This is a genomic window from Prosthecochloris sp. (genome assembly GCA_015482705.2).
Taxonomy (GTDB): domain Bacteria; phylum Bacteroidota; class Chlorobiia; order Chlorobiales; family Chlorobiaceae; genus Prosthecochloris.
Genome location: JADMLA020000039.1, coordinates 25546 through 46899, shown reverse-complemented (window position 1 = coordinate 46899; position 21354 = coordinate 25546). Strand labels below are relative to the sequence as shown.

Sequence of the window (21354 nt, the reverse complement as noted above, 5' to 3'; positions counted from 1 at the left end):
GGTATGGGTCGCATCACACAGTTTGCTATCGAGAATTCCCGCGTCACGATTGTAGTGCTTGCTTGTATCGTTATAGTCGGTATCCAAGCTTTTCTGACAATGCCTTCTCGGGAGGATCCGGAAATTACTGTCCGGGATGCACAGGTCAGTGTTTATTTTCCCGGCATGCCCGTAGACCAGGTTGAAAACCTCATCGCAAAGCCTTTAGAGAAAAAAATCAATGAAATCCCGGAAATAGTCGAGATCAATACCACGGTCAAAACCGGGGAGGTCTTGATAAAGCCAAAAGTCGGCGACTCCTATTTTGATTTGGCTCCGATCTGGCAAGACCTGCGCAACAAAATGGATGACGTAGTAAAAGACCTTCCGGAAGGGTCGATCGGGCCTATTGTCAATGATGATTTCGGCCGCGTTTCTTCAGCAACGGTCTCTATGACTGGGGACGGCTTTTCCATGAAGGAACTGCGCGAAATCGCCTTGTATATGCAGGATAGGATCAACGCGATGGATTGCGTCGATAAAGTCGATGTGATGGGTATACAGGAAGAGCGTATCTATCTCGAAATCAATGCTGCAAGGTTGGCATATTACGGTTTTTCATTTGGCAGTATCGTTCAGGAACTGAACGATCAAAATGTAGTTCTGCCGGGTGGTAGCATCAACGCTGAAGGGCGCATTATCGTGATCGAACCGTCCGGTAACTTTCGGACAATCGAAGATATAAAGAACATTCAGGTACAGGTTCCGGACACTGAACAGGTTGTTTATCTGCAGGATATCGCCGATGTCAGGCGCAGCTATGTAGAGCCATCCGAATACGCGGCTTTTTTCAACGATAGGCCCGCTGTGATTTTGGCTGTCTCTATGGTGCCTCGATACAACATTGAAGATTTTGGCCAACAAGTCACGACTGAAATTCATCAGCTGGAGAAAGAGTTACCTGTTGGAATCGAACTTGACTATGCCACCTATCAACCCTCGTTGGTAAAAAAAGCGGTCGATAGTGCTGTAAACAATCTTTTCCAGACGGTGGTGGTAGTACTGATTGTGGTAATTGCATTCCTGGGGGTTCGTACAGGGATTCTCGTCAGCACGATCGTTCCTCTGACCGTTCTGCTGTCTTTTATTGTTATGGGTATCTGGGGCATAGATTTACAACGCATGTCCATAGCTGCCATCATCATATCGCTGGGTCTTCTGGTTGATAACGGTATTGTCATTACTGAAGATATGCAGCGCAGGCTGGATATGGGAGTAAATAAAAAAGAAGCCGCTGTATACGCGGCTCAAAGTCTCGGTGTACCGCTATTGACTTCTTCTCTGACCACCATCTTTGCCTTCATGCCGCTCATGCTGGCCGATGATGTTTCCGGTGAATATTTGCGTTCACTTTCCCAGGTGGTAATTATCGCGTTGCTGTCGTCATGGATTTTAGCGATGTTTGCGGCTCCGACGTTCTGTTACTGGTTTCTCGACGAGAAAACACAAGTGAAAGCCGCAGAGCAAAAACCTTCTTCTTATAACAGCCGCATGTATGTGGTATACAGGGGAATTCTTGAAATGCTGATGCGTTATAGAGTCAGGTTCATCGGTGTTCTCGCTGCCGCCCTCATTGTAGCCATCAATGGTTTTTCGCTCATTCCCAAGCAGATGATGCCCTATTCGGACCGCAATCAGTTTTTAGTATACATCGACATGCCCGCCGGAACGCATATCGATGAAACGACCAAGGTCACGAGGCGCTTGACACGTTGGCTATCCGATTCCCAAGTAAACCCCGATATTCAAAGTAATATCGCCTATATGGGTTATGGCGGACCCCGCTTTTTTCTTACACTCAGTCCACCCAATCCAGGCAGCAATGTAGCTTTTCTAGTTGTCAACACAAACGTTACCGAAGAGGTCGTCCCTGCTATGGCAAAGGTCGATAACTTTATTCTCGAGAATCTTCCCGAGGCTAGAGGGCGGTCGAAAAGAATGTCATTGGGGGCAGGGGAGATCGGCATAGTGGAATACGAGATCACCGGTCAAGATGTTACGGAACTCTACCGCATTGCCCGCTCTATAGAAAATGAGATGAACGGCATCAGTGGAACGGTTGATGTCAAGAATGATTGGAGTGAACCGGTGATTCGCACAAGAGTTGAAGTCGACCAGGACCGCGCCCGGCGTGCAGGAGTGACCAGCAAATCTATCGCCAATGCTTTGAATGCATATTTCGAAGGAGTTCAGATAAGTGATTTTCGAGAAGGTGACAAGATAATTCCGATTGTTGTTCAAGGAGATGAAACCCGTGATGATTGGAGTGGATTGAGGACTTTGCCGATTAGAGCTGAAAACGGCGAGTCTGTAACCCTAATGCAGATCGCGGATTTTAAAGGCTATATCGCACCCGGAAAACTAATCAGACAAGATCAGGAGCGCACCCTTACGGTTTCCTGTTTACACACGACTATGCAAGCTGCAGAATTGCATACGTTATTGTGGCCGTTTATTCAGACTTTGACTCTTCCCGACGGATATGACATAGACGTTGGTGGAGAAATAGAAAGTTCAGAAAAAGGCAACAGCGCTCTCGCTGCAAACCTGCCGTATGCTCTTTTGGGTATGATCGTATTACTCGTTATACAGTTCAACTCTTTCCGTCGCCCGACCATCATAATGCTAACCATTCCGCTGGTGATTATAGGTGCGGTTCTGGGTTTACTGGCAAGCAATGCTTTTTTAAGCTTTACGGCGATTCTGGGAATATACAGTCTTGTCGGCATCATTATGAACAATGGCATTGTGCTCATCGACCGCATCGATCTCGAGCGTACCCGGGGATTACGTGTTCGGGAAGCCATTTTCGAAGCGTGTCAGGCTCGTTTACGTCCCATTTTGATTACAACATTGACCACAATTTTAGGGCTTGTTCCTTTGGCCCTTTTTGGAGGAGCAATGTGGTATCCGATGGCTTGGGCCATTATGGGCGGTCTGGCAGTGGGAACGATCCTGACGCTTGGGTTCGTTCCAGTTCTCTATAGTTTGTTTTTCAGAGAGACGTAAGACTGCCGTTGATTTAACGAGCAATCAGGAAACCGCTCAGCTGGTTGACTGCCGGAAAGCCTCTATCGTTTTCTTTTTTTCAACTACGCCGTCATCACATGCGATCGACCAGAAGGGTAGCCACGAAAGGCTGACTGAATGGATGACAATATCGGTTCTGCGCGGTGCAAGTTCGTCTTTGCCGACAGTATCCCGGATGTTGTCCCATTTATTGGTGATTGCTTCGACTCTTGCTTTCAGCTCCTCTTCAAGCTCCTCTATTTCTTCCCGGAGTTCTTCGATTTCTTCATGTGATTCCTCGATATCGGCCTTCGCTTTGGCAGTCATACGGCGTTTGTTCAAGGCTGTTCCGATTTTGCTGGTGCTGCGCTTGCCCATGAAAAAACCCAATACGGTTTCTCCGATACTGAACAACTCCTGTCTTTTGCGGTTTTCGTGTTCCAATTCATCCTCGGCAAGCTCACGTTGTTCTTTGCGAAGTTTCTTTTCCAGCCGTTCCACCTGTTTTTCAAATGTAGCCTCGAGTGCATCTGTTTCCTCATCTCTTTTTTCCCTCGCCGCTTGCGAAATGCGAATCATGAAATCCCTGAAGGGTTCGGCCGGGTGCTGAAAAAGCTTCAAACCATCATGGACGGCAATGGATTTTCGTTCGTTGTAATAAAGCTGGTTTTCGAGTTGCTTGGACAGTGTACGGATCTTTTTCTCACTGTTCACCGTAACTTTAACGGGGCTGAAGAAAGGGCCGAGAGCGTTGTCCGGCCTCTCAGGGTTACGGTTCATCAGTTTGGTATCGATCATCAACTCTTCGGCATCGTTCCAGTCGGGAACGATGCTGTTTTCAGTAAGTCGAAGCAGCAGTTTTTTTTCGGTTTTTTCCTTGATATTTCTTCGTTTGTCGACGAAATACACATCAGCAAGACCGAACAGCGCAGCTCGATATATCAATCCAATGGAATACGAGTTACTGAAAGACCCTTCTTCGAGTGACTGCAGTGCTTCATGAGGGCTAACCATCAACGGCAGAAAGATCTGGCGAATGGATGGATCGAGTGATGGCTTTTGGGGTAGATAACCTTCAGGGGCCGCAGGCTCGAGATCGGGGATGCTGGATCGCTCGGGCATTTTCGATACAAGATGTGGTTCGACAAAGGGATTTATCGACGGCTTTTTTTGCTGCATGAGTTTCCGGACCTGTGGCTTTGTCAAGGGGCCCCGCAAATAACTCATCGCCCACCGGGTATGGAACACGATGGGTTTATCGTCATGAACGTTATGTAAAAGAAAGACACGGCTGCTGAGTTGAGCGATCATACTATCATAATCGACTGCCTCGCTGTTTCCTCCAGCTTCGTTTATGGCATTTTTCAATCCTTCCAGTACACGTTCCTTATCGCGTTCGGCCTGCAGCTTTCCTATGAACCACGTGCCTGCATTCGTGAGACCTTTGTAGTCGATATCGACAGGGTTTTGCGTGACGAGAACACAGCCAAGCCCGAAGGCCCGAGCTTGTTTGAGCATCGTCATTAGCGGGCGCTTGGATGAAGGCTCTGAAACAGGCGGAATGAATCCATAGACTTCATCGAAATAAAGCAGTGCTCTGAGACTTGTCGTACCAGGTTGAGTCCGCATCCAGGTGAGCATGTTTTCCAGTAGCAGAGTGACAAAAAACATTCGTTCACTCTCCGGCAGGTGAGCCAGGTAGAAAATGCTGTGCCTCGGTTTACCGTCGGCTGTATACATCATTTCGTCAATATCCAGCGCATTTCCCTGAAGCCAGCTTTGAAATCCGGATGAAGCCATAAGGTTGTTGAACGACATGGAAAGCTGGAAACGTTCTTTTTTGGGGAAAAAGGTGTCGATGTCGAACACACCGACCTGCTGCATAGGTGGTTCCTGTATCGAAAGAACGAGTTTACCAAGGTCGAGGTCTTGTCCCTGTTTCCAAAAATGTTCAAAAATGCCTGCCAGTAGAATACCTTCACGGCTTCTGAGCGGGTCTACGTTCAGGCCGGCAAGACCCAGAAGAGCGGTGACAGTGCCGGCAATGCGCTCCAGAATGGATTCCTTGTTGGTTTCGAAATCAAGCTTTGGCGCAGCGAGGCTGCCGAGAATGTTGACCGGTATGCCCGAATCGGAGCCCGGTGTGAAGATTGTATAATCGGCAGAATCCTTGAGAGCGCTGATGCGTTCCGGACCGATACCCCAGTCGGCAAGGCCTGTTTTCCATTTTTCAGATGTTGCTTTGGCAAAGGCTTCGATGCTCATGTTCTTTCTTCGTGCATCATCAGCATTTATCCATGGTTTGAAATCTTCAGGTGCCAGCTCGGGAAATTGCAGGAGAAGGTTGGTTATATCCCCTTTTGGATCGATCATGATCGTGGGGATCTTGTCAAGTGCCGCTTCTTCGAGAAGCCCGATACATAATCCGGTTTTACCGCTTCCGGTCATACCCACACATACAGCATGGGTTGTGAGATCACGTGAATCGTAGTGTACGGGGACATCGAGGCGCTTTTTACCTGTCAGATCATATTGATTGCCGAGGAAAAAAGAACCGAGCTTTTCGGTGGATATAGTCATAGGGTACTACCCCTTTCATTGTAAATGATGAAATGATTGCATTTTTTACCTGAATCGAGTGATCGGAATGTTTGCCAAGGTACAATATGTCTCAAGAGATGCCTATTTTTCAAGAAGGTCGATGTTTTCCAACACTATTTCGAATGAACATTCAACAACATTTGAGCTTGGAACAAGCACAGTTCGAGATAATCCAGAGATAATACAATATGCGATTGAACACCTCTTTCTGGGAACGGAATATTTTTTTCGCTCTATTAATCTGTATTGTATTCACTTTTGCGATTTCACCATTTCTTCAGGAAGAAGGTGCAGCTTCCCGACTGTTGAATGTCTTTCTCGTTCTGATGCTGGTTTTTTCGTTGATCATTGTCGGTGATACCAAAATGAGTTTTTTCATCGCTCTACTCCTTGGTGCGCCGATGCTTATCTCCAATGCTACGGCTTTTGTATATACAAGGGAGGGCTTTTCGGTTTTGGTGGCGCTTAGTTCCGCCCTTTTTTTTATATATGTCATCGTTATGCTTTTGAAAAAAGTATTCGCGTCCAGAGTGATCGATATAAATATCATTCTCGGAGCTGTTTGTGTCTATTTTCTGATTGGCGTGGTATGGGCATTACTGTATGGGTTGGTGGAGGCATACGTGCCGGGTTCTTACGATGTTGCGGGCGAACAGGCCTCATCGGTCGATATGAATGTTTTCATCTATTACAGCATGGTCACATTGACGACGCTTGGCTATGGCGACATCACGCCGCTGTCTGCTTCGGCCAGATCACTTGCGGCAATGGAGGCTCTGGTAGGCCAGATTTATCTGACTGTTATCATCGCAAGGCTTGTTGGGCTGCATATGCAGCAGAAAACATAAGGGAGAGCTGTCTTGTATGAGCGCTATTTTTTAGGAGTCTGTTTATAGATGGATGACTCACTTTGCTATTCAATAACATGTTATGCCGGTTTTGCTGGAAATAGAATCCCTTGGATTTTCCTATGAAAACGCTTACTCGCCTGTTTTCAGTGAGCTGAACCTTTCTGTGGAACAGGGGGAGTTTGTCGTTGTAAAAGGCGCTTCAGGAACAGGAAAGTCTACGTTGTTGCGCCTTGTCTGCAGGCTTCAAGCTTATGAAGAAGGGCGTATTCTTTTCAAACAGCGACGTATCGAGTCTTATAAGCCTGCCGAGCTTCGCCGGTCTATCATCTATGTGGCGCAAATTCCTTCGATGATAGATACAAATGTGAAAGAAAACCTTCTTTTTCCTTTCTCTTTCGCCGTTAACGGCAGTAAGGTGGAGCCTCGCGACGCTAGGCTTACCGAAATGCTCGAACAGTTTTATTTACAGGATATCAGCCTGCTTCATCAGGCACGAAACCTTTCAGTCGGTCAACAACAGCGCATTGCTCTCATGAGAGCCCTTTTACTTGACCCGGAAATACTACTTCTTGACGAACCAACATCGGCGCTCGACGCTAAAAGTGCATCGATGGTTTTTTCGATCGTCGAGCATTTGAATGTAAAACAGGGAAAAACAATCATTATGGTGACGCACAGCAGCCGTAAACCAAGCACGATATCTCCGGTCGAATACCTGCTTGAAGACAGTAAACTCCGAAAACTATGAACCAGATCGTCGAAATCAGTCTCTGGCAGCTTTTTTTGGGTCTGTTTTTTATTCTCATTGCTCAGATAGCTTCTTTTGTCCACCATCTCGGCCTGAATCGTGATATAACCGTCGGCACAGTAAGAACGTTTGCCCAGCTTTTTCTCATGGGCTATGCGCTTACGTTTATTTTTCAACTGGAAAACCTATGGCTTACTCTTGGTATTTTCGTCATTATGGCGGTTTCGGCCTCTTTCATTGTACGGGGAAGGGTAAAAGAAAAACAGGTTTCCTACATGCTGCCGACCTTTGTGACGATGTTTATCAGCTATTTCGTTACAGCACTGTTTGTTACCAGCCTTGTTATCGGCATTGCACCATGGTGGGAGCCCCGTTATTTTTTACCGATAGGAGGAATGGTTATCGGTAACTCTATGTCGGCCCTGGCAATAGCGCTTGAGCGTCTTTTCAGGGAGATGCGCCAGCAGAAGGGGTTAATTGAAACCAGGCTTTGTCTGGGAGCCAATTACAAGGAAGCAAGCTCGGAGATGTTTAAAAATGCAGTTACTGCCGGAATGATTCCTTCAATCAATGCTATGATGGGGGTGGGGCTTGTGTTTATTCCAGGTATGATGTCCGGTCAGATTCTTGCCGGTGCGGATCCGCTCCAGGCAATACGTTATCAAATCATCATTATGCTCATGCTGGTAGGTTCAACCGCAATGACGTCGATTATTTCCATTCTGATTGTCAGAAAGCGCTGTTTCGGCAGAGGAGAGGAACTGCTGCTGTCGATAAGTGACAAGTAAATAACGATGGGCGGCTTGTTAGCTTACGGTTGTTAAGTAACTATTCTCGTTCTAGCGGCTACTGGCTACTTTGTCGCTGAGCCCTTTGCACAGGATCATAACGCCGATACCACCGGCTATCATGGCAAGACAAAGCAGTTGGCCCATGGAGAACTGCATGAAAACAAAGCCCATATGCGCATCCGGTTCGCGATAAAATTCAATAAAGAAACGGACAAAGCCGTAACCGAATAGATAGAGTCCGGAAAGAAAGCCGGGGTATGGGGATTTTTTTCGCAATGTCCAGAGTATGATAAAAAGAAATATCCCTTCGAAGAAGGCTTCGTAGAGCTGCGAAGGATGACGCAGCTCATTACCGGGGGCCATAGGAAAATACATACCGATCGCTGCTTCGGTTACCCGGCCGTAAAGTTCTCCATTTATGAAGTTACCGAGTCTGCCAAAAGTGTAACCAAGGGGAAGAGACACAATGAAGAGATCGATAGTTGTCAGGAATGGTAGTTTTTGGTTTTTGGTGAAAAGCCATACGGCTATGATCACACCGATAGCCCCTCCGTGGTAGGACATCCCTGCAATACCGGAAAAACTGCAGCTACCGCCTGAAAGACTGAATGGAATGATCGAGCCGAGTGGATTTGCCATGAATTCCGAAAAACTGTAAAACAACAAATAGCCCAATCGACCCCCCAGTAGAACTCCTATGATTGCCCATGTAAGTACGTCACCGGTGAAAGCAGGTGGATAAGAAAGTTTTTCATTTTTTATTCTGTATTGCGTAAGCAGGTAGACTGTTCCGAACGCAATGATGTACATCATGCCATACCAGCGAACCGGAAAATTTCCTACGGTGAAGATAACGGGATCCATACGCGAGGGAAGTGTTTGCCACCAGAAAACAATATTATCCATAGCCTTGCGTTTATATCACAGTTTTGACACTACAACGTTGGGTAGCAGCTGTTTGTTTGAGCAGGAAAATCTAAAAAAGGCCGTTCTAAGGGAACTTAGGCATAAAAAAGCTACAAGTATGTTCATTTGCAAGGTAAAAATGCTTGAAACGAGAAGAAATATAGCTATATTAATGTTTTGCGTTTTTTTACTTTTCTCAATTTCGTACTGTTCAACAAAAAAATACGAATAGAATGGCAAAGATACTTGAAGGTTCGGCTATGAAGTTTTTCGACAAGTGGGGCATTCCGGTGCCGAACTATGTTGTTGTCATGGATCCGGACAGGCTCGCTCAGCTCGGCGAGGCGAACAAATGGCTCAGGGAATCCAAACTCGTTGTCAAAGCTCATGAAGCTATCGGCGGAAGGTATAAACTGGGCCTTGTCAAGCTTGGCCTTAACCTTGAAGAAGCTGTTGCTGCAGCTCGCGAAATGATCGGCAAAAAAGTTGGTACGGCCGAGATTCGCCAGGTAATCGTTGCCGAGATGCTCGATCACGATGCCGAGTATTATATGTCCATGAGCGGGAACAAGGATGGGGCTGAACTGCTCGTTTCAAACAAAGGTGGTGTGGATATCGAGGATAACTGGGATACCGTGAAGCGTATCCATATCCCCGTAGGCGAAGCTCCTTCAATCGAGAGTTTGACTACTCTTGCACAAGAGGCGGGCTTTGAGGGTGAAATTGCAGAGCGTGTTGGCAAGATCGCTTCAAGGCTGGTTCTCTGCTTTGACAATGAAGACGCTCAGTCCATCGAGATCAATCCTCTTGTGATTCGTAAAAGTGATATGAGATTTGCGGCACTCGACGCGGTCATGAACGTGGACTGGGATGCCAGGTTCCGTCATCCTGACTGGGATTTCAAACCGGTATCTGAGATCGGACGTCCGTATACAGAAGCCGAGCAGCAGATGATGGAGCTTGACTCTCGGATCAAGGGTTCCGTGAAATTCGTTGAAGTTCCAGGTGGGGAAGTGGCTCTGCTGACTGCTGGTGGAGGTGCTTCGGTCTTTTATGCAGATGCGGTTGTTGCTCGTGGCGGTACAATTGCCAACTATGCCGAGTATTCCGGTGCGCCTCCGGACTGGGCTGTTGAAGCTCTGACAGAGACGCTATCCAGACTTCCGAACATCAAACATATCATTGTTGGCGGTGCTATCGCAAACTTTACCGATGTGAAGGCGACATTCGGCGGTATTATCAACGGGTTACGTGAGAGCAAGGCGAACGGTTATCTGAAAGGGGTTAAAATATGGGTTCGTCGCGGAGGCCCTAACGAGGCCGAGGGACTTGCTGCAATCAGCAAACTCAAGGATGAAGGATTCGACATCCATGTTTATGACCGTAACATGCCGATGACCGATATCGTCGATCTGGCTCTGAATTCCTGATACGAGACATCGTATAAAGAAAGAATAGCATTGAAAAAACTCATTAAACCGGATAATAACTGTGAGCATTGTAATCAATAAAGAAACACGCGCTGTAATCATTGGTGGAGCTGCAGGCGTGAATGCGGCAAAGAAAATGGCCGAATTCGATTTCCTTGTCAAACGTCCTTTGACTATACAGGCTTTTGTCTATCCACCTGAAGAAGGCCAGCAGAAAGAGATTTTCCTTGGCGGTGAACTGAAAAACATCAAAGTATATTCAACGCTTGAAGAGGCTCTCGCTCATAACCCGCAGATCAACACTGCTTTGGTCTATCTTGGGGCATCTCGTGCAACCAAGGCTACACAGGAAGCCCTCGAGTCGGAAAACATCACGCTTGTGTCGGTCATTACCGAAGGGGTTCCTGAAAAAGATGCTAAAAAACTGCGTATTCTTGCCGAGAAAAAAGGGAAAATCCTCAACGGACCGTCATCTATCGGTGTCATGTCAGCAGGCCAGTGCCGTCTGGGCGTGATCGGCGGGGAGTACAAGAATCTCAAACTGTGCAATCTCTACAGGCCGGGTTCTTTCGGTGTTCTTACCAAATCAGGCGGTCTTTCCAACGAGGCAATGTGGTTGTGTGCCCAGAATGGAGACGGTGTTACATCTGCAGTAGCAATCGGCGGTGACGCCTACCCCGGTACCGATTTTGTCACCTATCTCGAGATGTTCGAAAATGATCCCGATACCAAAGCGGTTGTCATCATCGGTGAGGTCGGTGGATCACTCGAAGAAGAGGCGGCAGAGTGGCTTGCTGCCGAAAAACGCCGCATCAAGGTTATCGCTGCTATCGGTGGAACCTGTCAGGAGGTGCTTCCTCAAGGTATGAAATTCGGGCATGCCGGTGCGAAAGAAGGGAAAAAAGGGGCAGGCTCGGCACGTTCGAAGATGAATGCACTCAGAGAAGCAGGAGCACTTGTTCCCGATACGTTTGGCGGATTGAGCAAAGCCATCAAACAGGTTTATGACGAACTTCTTGCAGACGGCACTATTGCGCCTGAAGAACCGATTTCCGATGACCTGCTACCGGATCTGCCGCCAAAAGTTCAGAAAGTTATAAAAGAAGGTGAAGTCATCGTCGAGCCTCTTGTCAGGACAACCATTTCCGACGACCGAGGCGAAGAGCCACGTTACAGAGGCTATGCGGCTTCAGAGCTTTGTGAAAAAGGCTACGGCATGGAAGATGTCATCGGCCTTCTCTGGAACAAGAAACTTCCGACAAAGGAAGAATCCGAGATCATCAAACGAATCATCATGATTTCCGCTGATCACGGTCCTGCGGTATCCGGAGCATTCGGTACCATTCTTGGAGCTTGTGCCGGAATCGACATGCCCCAGGCTGTTTCAGCCGGTATGACCATGATCGGTCCGCGCTTCGGCGGTGCGGTGACCAACGCAGGAAAGTACTTCCAGAAAGGTGTCCAGGACTTCCCGAACGACATCCCCGGCTTTCTTGCCTGGATGAAGAAAAATGTCGGTCCTGTTCCGGGTATCGGTCATCGTGTCAAGAGTCTCAAGAATCCTGACAAGCGTGTAAAATACCTGGTGTCTTACGTTAAAAACGAAACATCACTGCATACACCATGTCTCGACTTTGCACTCGAGGTTGAGAAGGTGACGACAGCGAAAAAGGATAACCTTATTCTGAACGTCGACGGAACCATGGGTGCCATACTGATGGACCTCGGTTTCCCGATTCATTCGCTGAACGGCTTCTTCGTTCTTGCCCGTACGATCGGTATGATAGGCCACTGGATCGATCAGAACGAACAGAACTCACGCCTGATAAGGCTCTACGACTATCTCATCAACTACGCGGTTGAAGATGAAAGGGAAGTGCCTGACAAAAAGTAAATGCTTTTTAAATAAAGCGTTATTCTGTTTTGCAAAGCATGGCCACCAGAAGTTGGCCATGCTTTTTTTATGAGAAACTCTATCCATTCTCCCCACACAAAAAGAGCGCTAAACATACCCAGAAGGGTAGCTGTCAACGCATTGGTGGTAATCATTCCCGCCAACAGCAAACCGGTTCCGAGGCAGCCCGGCAATACCGCTGCATAATAGACATTCTCGAGGCCCAGCCCCTTTTCGATCAAAATTACAGCGGCATGCCCGAGAGACAATGTCAACAGAACGATAAAGAAAGCAGTGGTGCCGATAACGGTTTTTTCATTTTCATAATGCTCGTGTTTCTATCGAAAACAATAACAACACGGTTTTTTTCTCGCTCACCACTGCGCTTCATAAACGATGTTGCGGGGGTAAAAACGGCGGAAAGGGAAAAGAGGTTAACGTTCTTTTAAAAAAAACGCTTGAAAAAGACAGGACTTTTTTTAATTTTTATTGACCGACCGGTCAGTCAATAAAGGCCATACATAAGAAAGGAAAAATGACTAAAGGAAATATGCATGTGTCCAAAAATCGTGGATAAAAAGCTCAAGCGTCAACAGTTGGTCAAGGCTGCCGTTAGTGTTTTTTCGGAAAGAGGTTTCAAGGGGACTTCAATGGAAGAAGTTTCCCTGCGTGCGGGTATCGGCAAGGGCACTATATATGAGTATTTCGGAAGCAAAGAAGATCTTTTTTATGCCTGCTTCGACTGGTTCATGAAGATGACAATAGATCAAGCTGCCGAAGCCTTGAAAGAGTGTGCCGGTTCGGAGGAGAAGCTGCGGACAGCTGCTCGCGTCTGGACGGAGGTGGTGATTCGTTATATCGATTTTTGTCCGATCCCGCTCGAAGTATGGGCTATGGCAAGTACCGGATCGGATAATGAACGTTTCTCTACGAGCTTGAAAGAAATGTATGCGTCTTTCAGAACCTCTATCGAGGAGATGCTTCGGGAAGGGCAGTCAAGCGGAGAATTTCGTAGGGATATGGATGTAACGGCAATAGCTATAATGCTGGTCAGTGCATTCGATGGGGTATTGCTGCAGTCGTTGTTCGATCGTTCTATACATATCTCGAGTTACATGAACAGCTTTCTCGATGTTCTTGTTCGAGGCATGAAGCCAGATTTATTCGAGGGATAGCAATAATGGAAGCGAGTTTTTTTTCATTGGAGACCGGAGCAGATAATGCGTTTTAACACTACCACGACTTTCAAACGGTATGTATTGCCGGGAGCGATCATCATCATTGTTGTGTCAAGTCTGTGGCTCATCAGCAAGGATTCCCTGCCTGAAGGGCTTATCCAGGTAAACGGCAGGCTCGAAGGAGATCGGATTACCGTTTCAACTGAATATTCCGGGAAGATTTGGAGGCTCGATGCTAAAGAAGGTGACCTGGTTGAGGCTGGACAGATAATGGCGCGTTTGGATAATGAGCGACTGCAGAAGCAATTTTCACAGGCAAAAGATGCTTTCGAGGTCTTTCAGAAGCAAGTTAGAGCCGATGAAGTAAACCTGCGTATTCAGAAAAAGGAAATGCCTTTAACCATAGGGCAGGCGGAAGCAGGTGTCTTGCAAGCTTCAGAAGCTCTCGAGAAGGCTGAAGCAAAGGAAAAAAAGGCACTGCGTGATGCAAAGCGTGCCCGTGAACTTCGCCCGAGCGGGGCGGTATCCGAAGATTACCTTGAAAAAGTCGAGTTGTTATTGGATACTGCTGGCAGGGATGCCGCTATTGCGCGAGCTTCCTTGAATCAAGCGCAAGCGGCACTGACTTCAGCGGAACTGGAGGAAGAACGCATTCTGGCACAGCAATCGAGACTCGAAGCATTATATGCCGAACGGGACAAGGCACAAAATGCTGTAGAAGAAATTCGCTGTGTGCTTGATAAATATATCATCAGGGCACCTGCTTCCGGTACCGTGACCGCAAAGCTTGTTTCGCTTGGCGAGACCCTTGCGCCAGGCTCACCACTGTTCGACATGGTCGATCTCGATCAGTTGTATTTGAAAGCGTACTTGCCCGAACCGCATCTTGGTAAAATAAGACGCGGTTTGGAAGCTCATGTGTTTACCGATGCATTTCCGGACCAACCATTTAATGCTGAAGTCGACTACATAGCTTCGCGATCTCAATTCACTCCCAAAGAGGTGCAAACCAAGGAGGAGCGTGTCAAACAGGTTTTCGCCCTGAAATTGTATCTGAATGAAAATCCCGAACATAGTTTGTCGCCGGGTATGCCGGCAGATGCCCTTATTCGCTGGAAAGATGATGTTTCATGGAGGTTACCGGTACAATGAGTACGATCATTGATGTTGAGAATTTTGGTAAGCGGTACAGGCGACTCGATGTCATCAGCAATGTAAGCGTAACGGTTCAAAGGGGAGAAATCCATGGGCTGATCGGGCCGGACGGTAGCGGGAAAAGCAGCCTTTTGAAAGCGATTGCCGGTGTGCTTGACTTCGAGCACGGTATTATCCGGGTGTTCGGTCAACGAGTGAATTCAGAGGAAGAAGCGGAACGGATCAAAGGGCGTATCGGATTTATGCCACAAGGGTTGGGGCAGAACCTGTATGCGGAGCTGTCTGTGGAGGAAAACATCGACTTTTTTGCCCGACTGCGTATGGTTGCTCCGGCGGATCTTGAGACGAGAAAAACCCGCCTGCTCGAAATGACTCACTTGGAGCGGTTCAGGGAGCGTCCCATGAAGCATCTTTCGGGAGGAATGAAACAGAAATTAGGCCTTGTCTGCAGCTTGATACATCAGCCCGAACTGATTATTCTCGATGAACCGACAACCGGTGTCGATCCGGTATCGAGACGTGACTTCTGGGTAATCCTTTCTCAGTTGCTCGAAGAATACGGTACTACGGCCATCGTTTCGACGGCATATATGGACGAGGCCTCTCGATTTCATCGTGTCTCTCTTATGTACAAAGGTGAGATGCTTGCGCAGGGTAAACCGCAAGAAATACGTGCTTTAGTGTCCGGCACTGTCGTTGTTGTCAAGGCATCTTCCCAGATCGAGGCGTTTGCAATTCTGAAATCCCAATACCTGCAAGTACAACCGATAGGGCATCATCTTCGTGTCTTTGTTGGAAAACAAAGTTCCGAACAGGCTGAAAGTGCTGTGAAAGGCAGCTTGTCCCACTTGGAAATTGCAGAATGTTATTCGTTGAGGCCGGAACTTGAGGATGTCCTTGTCACTCTGCTTATCGACCGGAATGAGCATAAAAATGTCGGTTCGGGTCCAGTTTTCAAGACAATGGGCAGAAAAAACGGAAAAAGAAATGGTCCTGCAATTGTGGCGAGAGATCTGGTACAGAATTTCGGTGCTTTTCGGGCAGTCGACCATCTGAGCTTTGAAGTTTCACAGGGTGAAATATTCGGTTTGTTGGGTGCCAACGGCGCAGGAAAAACAACGGCTATAAAGATGCTGACAGGAATTCTCCCATCCAGTAGCGGTAACGGTCAGGTTGCGGGCGTCGATATGCAGAAAGCGGCGCAAACTATCAAGTCGCGTGTGGGATACATGTCGCAGGCATTTTCCCTTTATGAAGATCTGAGCGCTCTCGAGAACCTCAAACTCTATGGAGGTATCTATGGTTTGTCCGGTACTGGACTGAAAGAAAGGATCGAACAAACTCTGGCTCTTACCGGTTTGCAGGGGTATGAAAGTGAAATGACTCAAGGGTTACCGATGGGGGTTCGGCAACGGCTTGCTCTTTCCTGTGCTCTGCTTCATCGTCCATCTATCCTTTTCCTCGATGAGCCTACCTCGGGAGTCGATCCTCTTGGTCGCAGGCGATTTTGGGAAATTTTGTTTCAATTGTCCCGTGAGGAAGGGGTGAGCATATTGGTAACGACTCATTACATGAACGAAGCCGAGCATTGCGATCATCTGGTTCTCATGTATGCCGGCCGGAGTGTTGCCGATGAAACACCGGCAGGGATGAAGCTGGCACTACGAAAGGAGGCTGGAGAGCTTTTGGAATTGACTGTGGACCGACCGGTGCGGGTTCTTGAAGTACTTGAAGAGAATGGATTGAGTGATGCTGCGATTTTCGGGAATTGTATCCACTTGCTAACCAAAAATATCAGTGATACCGTGTTGAAAATTCGGTTCCTTTTGGAGTCCAACAACCTCTCTTTACACAAGGTCGACGAGATACCTATCAGTATGGAAGATGTTTTTGTACACAGGGTAATGGCTCTGGAGAAACACGCATCGCAGAGGCAGCAAGCATGAACTATCAACGTATCCTTGCCGTCGCGAAGCGTGAATGGCAAGAAATTTACCGGGATCGTCTGTTTCTTTCGTTGGCTTTTGTTTTTCCTATCACGATGATGATCGCGTTTGCCTATGGCTTGTCGCTGGATGTGGAAGATATTCCAATTGCCGTTCTTGACCAGGATCGGAGTGAACTGAGCCGTGAATACATCCACTGTTTCAAAGATTCGAGGTATTTCAAGTTCAAGGGATATCTCGAGCATCCCGATGAAATCGACGAACTGTTGATAACTCAACACATTCGCGCGGCAATTGTGATTCCAGAACATTTTCAGAGCAACCTTCTTGAAGGACGGCCTTCGCCGGTGCAGCATCTGCTGGACGGTACATTCACCACTCGCGCGAGGACCGTAAAGGGGTATATGACGGCCATTACCCGTGCTTTTGAAAAAGACATCCTCATCAATTTTTTTACAAAATCCTTTGGAGTACCCCCTCAGCGAGTTACCGAACAGCTTACGCCAATCAAGGTCCAAATCCGTTATCTCTATAGTCAGGCGGTAGAAAGTTCTCAGTCTCTTCCGCCGAGACTCATGGTACTTGTACTCCTGGTTGCTTCTCCTTTTCTCACCGTTGTCGGTATCGTGCGCGAAAAGGAAAATGGTTCCATATACAATATGTACGCGTCCGATGTTTCACGATCGGAGTATCTGATCGGGAAATTAATGCCTTATATGATCATTGCAACCATCAACGCTTTTATACTTTGGGCTATTGCCATAGTGATGTTTCAGGCACCTTTCAAGGGAAGTGCCGTACTCTTCATCGCAGCTACGCTGCTGTATGTTCTGTGTACGACCCTGATTGGTTTGGTCATCTCAGTTTTTGTGAGAACGCAGGTGGCCGGAGTATTGATTACGGCAATTTTGACCATCGTCGGCGGGACGCTTTACTCCGGGGTTCTTACACCGGTGAGTATGTTATCGGAAGACAATCAGCTTTTTTGTCATCTCCTGCCGGCCATGTATTACACTGAAATTGTTGACGGTGTGTTTCTGAGGAATATCGGATTGACTGTTCTATGGCCTAACCTGCTTGTTTTAGCGGTTTATTCAGCTCTTTTGCTGGTTGTGGGATACACTAAATTCACAAAGAGGCCAAAAGCATGACACGGTTTCTCTGGTTCAATCGGTTACGGGTCATGATCCGTAAAGAGCTGTTGCAACTTGGCAGAGATACAGCGTTGCTGCTGTTTATTGTTTATGGATTTGTCTTCGATGTGTACCTGGCTGGAGCTGGATTTACCTTCGAACTTCGTAACGCTCCTTTTGTTCTGCTGGACAACGATCGTTCCGAATTTTCCAGGGAGTTGACAGGACGCTTCAATGAACCGATCTTTCGATTCGTAGCTGACGTTCAAGGGGCGGAAGAAGCAATGGGTTTTCTTGACCGTGGAAAAGCATTGGCCGGACTTGAAATCCCTCAGGATTTTTACGAGTCCCTCCGTGAAGGTCGGCAAACGGAAGTTCAGATAAATATCGATGCAACCAACAACGTGCCGGCGTTACTCTTTTCAAGCTATGCAGAGCAGATAATTTCCGACTACGGTTTCGAGGCAGCAGGTATGTATCCTAAAGGATTTTCGGAATCGGATATATTTACCCTTCCACAGGTTGACGATCAGGTACGTGTATGGTTCAATTCGAACCTCAAGGATTCCTGGTTCATGGCCGTCATCGAGCTTTTCACCATTATATCGATACTATCCATCATGTTGCCGGCAGCGGCGTTCGTACGTGAAAAGGAAAAGGGTACTATCGAGCAGCTTCGAGTTTCTCCGCTCTCCCCGATGCTCATCATCATGCCTAAAATATTGTCCATGACTTTGGTGATTCTTGGAGGAACTTTTGTCAGCATCTTTTTCGTGATCCATCCGTTTTTCGATATGCCGCTTCATGGAAATTTACCGGTTTTTTTCCTTGTCACCGCGCTCTATGCATTTGCGACGGCGGGAATTGGTATCGCAGCGGCATCCATAGTTCGTACCCAGGGCCAGGTTGCCATGCTGGTGGTTTTGCTGGTCATGCCCATGCTTCTGTTGTCGGGTTCCTGGACACCGCCGGAAGCAATGCCTGATATAGCTCGTAAAATCATGATCGTTTCACCGCTTTATCATTACTTCGAAGCAGGCTTGGGGATCATATTCAGAGATGCTGGTTTAGGGCAAATATGGCATTCCATTCTTGGTTTGTCCGCTATAGGGGCTATAGCTTTTGGATTTGGTTTGTGGCATGTTAAACGCTAACAGAAGGGGAGTTATGATAATGGAAAAAACGAAAAAATTTTGCTGTATCGACGGTTCGAATATTAATTCCAAAAAGTCCTTCTATGTGTTTGTCTTTATTATATCCATGGGGTTTTCAGGCTGTATGGTTGGGCCGAAATATACAAAGCCTACGGTTGAAACGCCCGTTGGCTGGGCAACACTCCAGAATCCGGTGACTGATGATAAGCCGGAAGTCCCCATCGAAATCAGGGGATCGAAACAGGTCGATCTGGTCTCATGGTGGGATTGTTTCAACGATCCGATGTTGGGGGAACTCATTGAGAAAGCAGTCGATTCGAATCACGATCTTCGATTGGCCGAAGCGAGGCTGCGTGAAGTCAGAGCCGCTTATGGGGTTTCCAGGGCCGCGCTTTATCCTCAGTTGAAGGGACGTGCGGGTTACAAGCGTCAGCATGAGAGTGAAAACGGTCCTTTCGGCTATTTGTCCGATCTCGACTATAACGAGTACAGGGTGGGTTTCGATGCGTCGTGGGAGATTGATTTGTGGGGGCGTGCTCGTCATGAAAAGCAAGCAAAAAAAGCCGAAGAAGGCGCTGCCCTTGAAGATCTGCGCAATGTTCTTGTCTCGGTCATTGGCGAAGTTTCCTGCAGCTATATCGAGTTGCGGGGATTCCAGAGAAGAGTGGCATTGATCGAGAAGAATAGGGCTACCGTACAGAAAAGATTGATGCTGACAGAAAAAAGATTTCAGGCAGGTTTGGCGTCGGAAGTCGAGGTGAATGAAGTGTCTGCAAACTTGGCTGGGCTGACTGCTGAAATACCGGTTCTCGAAGGAGAGGTTCGTCAAAGAATACATGCGATTTCAACGTTACTCGGAGAATTGCCAGGAAAGTATGTTGAACGGCTTTCATTGGAGAAACCATTGCCAGATTTACCTGCAAATGTTGAAGTAGGTTTGCCTGTTGAACTGCTGGATCGCCGCCCGGATATCAGGGAGGCGGAAAGGCGGCTGGCAGCAGCTACAGAACGTGTAGGCGTTGCCAAGGCTGATTTGCTGCCCAGATTGAGTCTCAGTGCTTTGTTTGCTTATGAAGCTCTCGACTTTGATCGGATTACAGATTCAGACAGCCGAGCTTCGAGCTTCGGGCCAAGCTTTATTTTGCCTATTTTCAATGCCGGCCGTATTCGCTCAAACATCAATGTAAAAACGGTACAACAGGAGCAGGCATTGATCAAGTACGAAAGAGTCGTGCTCGCTGCTTATAAAGAGGTTGAAGATAACCTTGCGACGTACAGTGCTCAGCAACTTCGCCATGAAAAGCTCTATCGTAGAGTAAGAAAGCTGCAGAGTACCGCGGACCTGTCGCAAGAGCTGTATGACAAAGGGAAATTCAATCTTCTGGAAGTTCTTGAAGCACAGCGTACGCTTCTTGTTGCACAGGATGAGCTTGTGCAAAACGAGATTACTTTATCGGTTCAGCTGGTTTCTCTCTATAAAGCGCTTGGCGGCGGCTGGGGGAGTGGTAGCAAAAAAATGAGGATATGATAAAACTGCTTGAAATATTGCGTTTTACCGGTTGTGGCATCGGTGTTTTTCTCGCTTATTATTATGGCGAAAATCCCGAAGAGATACTACGTATTATGACTCCATGGTTCGTGGGTTCGGTTGCCGGACTCTCAGCTGTAGAGAGATTTTTCTTCTCAAAAGAGGCTGCTACCGAAAAGGGCTTTGAAAAGGGCAGCAACTACCAGCGACAGAATGCGTTCTGGTTTCTCGCCGTTGCAGTTACCTCACTGACTATCTTTATTGCCGGCTGGAATGAGTATGCCAATCTCAGCTTGGTATGTGTTTTTTGCACCTTTCTGTTGCTTTCTGCAGCAAATCATCTCTATTCGATGATAGCTGATAGGAACACACGATGGCAAAACGTCATACGACCACTCTTAACAGTACTGCTTACGCTTGTTTTCTGGGGACCAGTATCGGCTATTTTATTTAAAATAAAATAAATAGGGCAGAAAGAAGGGGGTGTGCTCGATGAGCAGAGACTTTTTTTCCATGGGAATCGGCATATCGCTCAGAATTGAACCATAACGAATTTCTATGTTTTTTTTCAAGAGTATTTTTCATTGAATAAAGGCTTGGGAGCGCTAAAAGAGAACTTTTTGGGAGGATGTGGCTTGTGAAAAAAGATGGATTGGAAGAATTAACCGTAAGTGGTTATCAGGAGCTTGTAGATGAGTGGATAAAAACAACGGGGGTTCGTTATTTCAGTGAGCTGACCAATCTCGGCATACTGATGGAAGAAGTCGGGGAGGTGGCTCGGATCATGACACGGAACTATGGGGATCAGAGTTACAAACCCGGGGATGATACATCTGACTTGGGTGATGAATTAGCTGATGTCTTTTTTGTTGTCTGCTGCCTTGCCAACCAAACTGGGGTGGACTTGACACAGGCCATTAAGAGAAACCTCGAGAAAAAAACTCTGCGTGATAAAGACCGCCATAAAAACAACCCTAAACTATTATAAAAT

Annotated in this window: 16 protein-coding genes; 14 read left to right on the top strand and 2 right to left on the bottom strand. The window is 47.2% G+C overall.

Going from position 1 to position 21354, the window contains the following annotated elements:
• Positions 1–3 precede the first annotated feature (3 nt).
• Complete coding sequence (locus QZ209_RS09555; RefSeq protein ID WP_294347347.1) at positions 4–3048, top strand: efflux RND transporter permease subunit; 3045 nt, start codon at positions 4–6, stop codon at positions 3046–3048.
• Positions 3049–3084: 36 nt separating this feature from the next.
• Here QZ209_RS09555 and QZ209_RS09550 read toward each other — a convergent pair whose 3' ends face one another.
• A complete protein-coding gene (locus tag QZ209_RS09550; protein ID WP_294347345.1) occupies positions 3085–5628 on the bottom strand; it encodes a DUF87 domain-containing protein in 2544 nt (847 codons plus the stop codon).
• 209 nt (positions 5629–5837) lie between these two features.
• Here QZ209_RS09550 and QZ209_RS09545 point away from each other — a divergent pair, with 209 nt between their 5' ends.
• The 3 genes from QZ209_RS09545 (at position 5838) to fetB (ending at position 8036) form a co-directional block, all read left to right on the top strand.
• Positions 5838–6497: an ion channel gene (locus QZ209_RS09545; RefSeq protein ID WP_294347343.1), complete on the top strand. Its 660-nt coding sequence runs from the start codon at positions 5838–5840 to the stop codon at positions 6495–6497.
• Between the two features lie 82 nt (positions 6498–6579).
• On the top strand, positions 6580–7248 hold the full coding sequence (locus QZ209_RS09540; RefSeq protein ID WP_294347341.1) for an ATP-binding cassette domain-containing protein: 669 nt from the start codon (positions 6580–6582) through the stop codon (positions 7246–7248).
• Positions 7245–8036 carry an iron export ABC transporter permease subunit FetB gene (gene fetB / locus QZ209_RS09535; RefSeq protein ID WP_294347339.1) on the top strand — a complete coding sequence of 264 codons (792 nt, stop codon included), beginning with the start codon at positions 7245–7247 and terminating at the stop codon, positions 8034–8036. The genes QZ209_RS09540 and fetB overlap by 4 nt, the downstream gene beginning before the upstream one ends.
• A 51-nt stretch (positions 8037–8087) precedes the next feature.
• On the opposite strand, the gene lgt is transcribed toward fetB, so the two are convergent.
• Positions 8088–8945: a prolipoprotein diacylglyceryl transferase gene (gene lgt / locus QZ209_RS09530; protein WP_294347337.1), complete on the bottom strand. Its 858-nt coding sequence runs from the start codon at positions 8943–8945 to the stop codon at positions 8088–8090.
• A gap of 233 nt (positions 8946–9178) precedes the next feature.
• On the opposite strand from lgt, the gene QZ209_RS09525 reads away from it, so the two are divergent.
• The 10 genes from QZ209_RS09525 to QZ209_RS09480 all read left to right on the top strand — a co-directional run bounded on the left by QZ209_RS09525 (position 9179) and on the right by QZ209_RS09480 (position 21351).
• Positions 9179–10375: an ATP citrate lyase citrate-binding domain-containing protein gene (locus tag QZ209_RS09525; RefSeq protein ID WP_294347335.1), complete on the top strand. Its 1197-nt coding sequence runs from the start codon at positions 9179–9181 to the stop codon at positions 10373–10375.
• Positions 10376–10436: 61 nt separating this feature from the next.
• Positions 10437–12269, top strand: coding sequence for a citrate/2-methylcitrate synthase (locus tag QZ209_RS09520; RefSeq protein WP_294347333.1), 1833 nt, complete (start codon positions 10437–10439; stop codon positions 12267–12269).
• Positions 12270–12823: 554 nt separating this feature from the next.
• Positions 12824–13444, top strand: coding sequence for a TetR/AcrR family transcriptional regulator (locus QZ209_RS09515; RefSeq protein WP_294347331.1), 621 nt, complete (start codon positions 12824–12826; stop codon positions 13442–13444).
• Between the two features lie 45 nt (positions 13445–13489).
• Positions 13490–14599 (top strand): efflux RND transporter periplasmic adaptor subunit, encoded by a 1110-nt coding sequence (locus QZ209_RS09510; RefSeq protein WP_294347329.1) that lies wholly within the window; start codon positions 13490–13492, stop codon positions 14597–14599.
• Complete coding sequence (locus QZ209_RS09505) at positions 14596–16548, top strand: ATP-binding cassette domain-containing protein (RefSeq protein ID WP_294347327.1); 1953 nt, start codon at positions 14596–14598, stop codon at positions 16546–16548. The genes QZ209_RS09510 and QZ209_RS09505 overlap by 4 nt, the downstream gene beginning before the upstream one ends.
• Positions 16545–17699, top strand: a complete 1155-nt coding sequence (locus tag QZ209_RS09500; RefSeq protein WP_294347325.1) for an ABC transporter permease — start codon at positions 16545–16547, stop codon at positions 17697–17699. The genes QZ209_RS09505 and QZ209_RS09500 overlap by 4 nt, the downstream gene beginning before the upstream one ends.
• Complete coding sequence (locus QZ209_RS09495; protein ID WP_294347323.1) at positions 17696–18835, top strand: ABC transporter permease; 1140 nt, start codon at positions 17696–17698, stop codon at positions 18833–18835. The genes QZ209_RS09500 and QZ209_RS09495 overlap by 4 nt, the downstream gene beginning before the upstream one ends.
• 19 nt (positions 18836–18854) lie before the next feature.
• A complete protein-coding gene (locus QZ209_RS09490; RefSeq protein WP_294347321.1) occupies positions 18855–20363 on the top strand; it encodes an efflux transporter outer membrane subunit in 1509 nt (502 codons plus the stop codon).
• Positions 20360–20827 carry a DUF6790 family protein gene (locus QZ209_RS09485; RefSeq protein ID WP_294347319.1) on the top strand — a complete coding sequence of 156 codons (468 nt, stop codon included), beginning with the start codon at positions 20360–20362 and terminating at the stop codon, positions 20825–20827. The genes QZ209_RS09490 and QZ209_RS09485 overlap by 4 nt, the downstream gene beginning before the upstream one ends.
• Positions 20828–20991: 164 nt before the next feature.
• Positions 20992–21351 (top strand): nucleotide pyrophosphohydrolase, encoded by a 360-nt coding sequence (locus tag QZ209_RS09480; RefSeq protein ID WP_294347317.1) that lies wholly within the window; start codon positions 20992–20994, stop codon positions 21349–21351.
• Positions 21352–21354: the final 3 nt, after the last annotated feature.

Bases quoted from the DNA above. Each gene is read 5' to 3' on its own strand.
- fetB (WP_294347339.1), top strand. From the start codon at position 7,245: ATGAACCAGATCGTCGAAATCAGTCTCTGGCAGCTTTTTTTGGGTCTG.
- QZ209_RS09480 (WP_294347317.1), top strand. From the start codon at position 20,992: ATGTGGCTTGTGAAAAAAGATGGATTGGAAGAATTAACCGTAAGTGGT.
- QZ209_RS09485 (WP_294347319.1), top strand. From the start codon at position 20,360: ATGATAAAACTGCTTGAAATATTGCGTTTTACCGGTTGTGGCATCGGT.
- QZ209_RS09555 (WP_294347347.1), top strand. From the start codon at position 4: ATGGGTCGCATCACACAGTTTGCTATCGAGAATTCCCGCGTCACGATT.
- QZ209_RS09510 (WP_294347329.1), top strand. From the start codon at position 13,490: ATGCGTTTTAACACTACCACGACTTTCAAACGGTATGTATTGCCGGGA.
- QZ209_RS09515 (WP_294347331.1), top strand. From the start codon at position 12,824: ATGTGTCCAAAAATCGTGGATAAAAAGCTCAAGCGTCAACAGTTGGTC.
- QZ209_RS09540 (WP_294347341.1), top strand. From the start codon at position 6,580: ATGCCGGTTTTGCTGGAAATAGAATCCCTTGGATTTTCCTATGAAAAC.
- QZ209_RS09545 (WP_294347343.1), top strand. From the start codon at position 5,838: ATGCGATTGAACACCTCTTTCTGGGAACGGAATATTTTTTTCGCTCTA.
- QZ209_RS09550 (WP_294347345.1), bottom strand. From the start codon at position 5,628: ATGACTATATCCACCGAAAAGCTCGGTTCTTTTTTCCTCGGCAATCAA.
- QZ209_RS09500 (WP_294347325.1), top strand. From the start codon at position 16,545: ATGAACTATCAACGTATCCTTGCCGTCGCGAAGCGTGAATGGCAAGAA.
- QZ209_RS09490 (WP_294347321.1), top strand. From the start codon at position 18,855: ATGGAAAAAACGAAAAAATTTTGCTGTATCGACGGTTCGAATATTAAT.
- QZ209_RS09525 (WP_294347335.1), top strand. From the start codon at position 9,179: ATGGCAAAGATACTTGAAGGTTCGGCTATGAAGTTTTTCGACAAGTGG.
- lgt (WP_294347337.1), bottom strand. From the start codon at position 8,945: ATGGATAATATTGTTTTCTGGTGGCAAACACTTCCCTCGCGTATGGAT.
- QZ209_RS09505 (WP_294347327.1), top strand. From the start codon at position 14,596: ATGAGTACGATCATTGATGTTGAGAATTTTGGTAAGCGGTACAGGCGA.
- QZ209_RS09495 (WP_294347323.1), top strand. From the start codon at position 17,696: ATGACACGGTTTCTCTGGTTCAATCGGTTACGGGTCATGATCCGTAAA.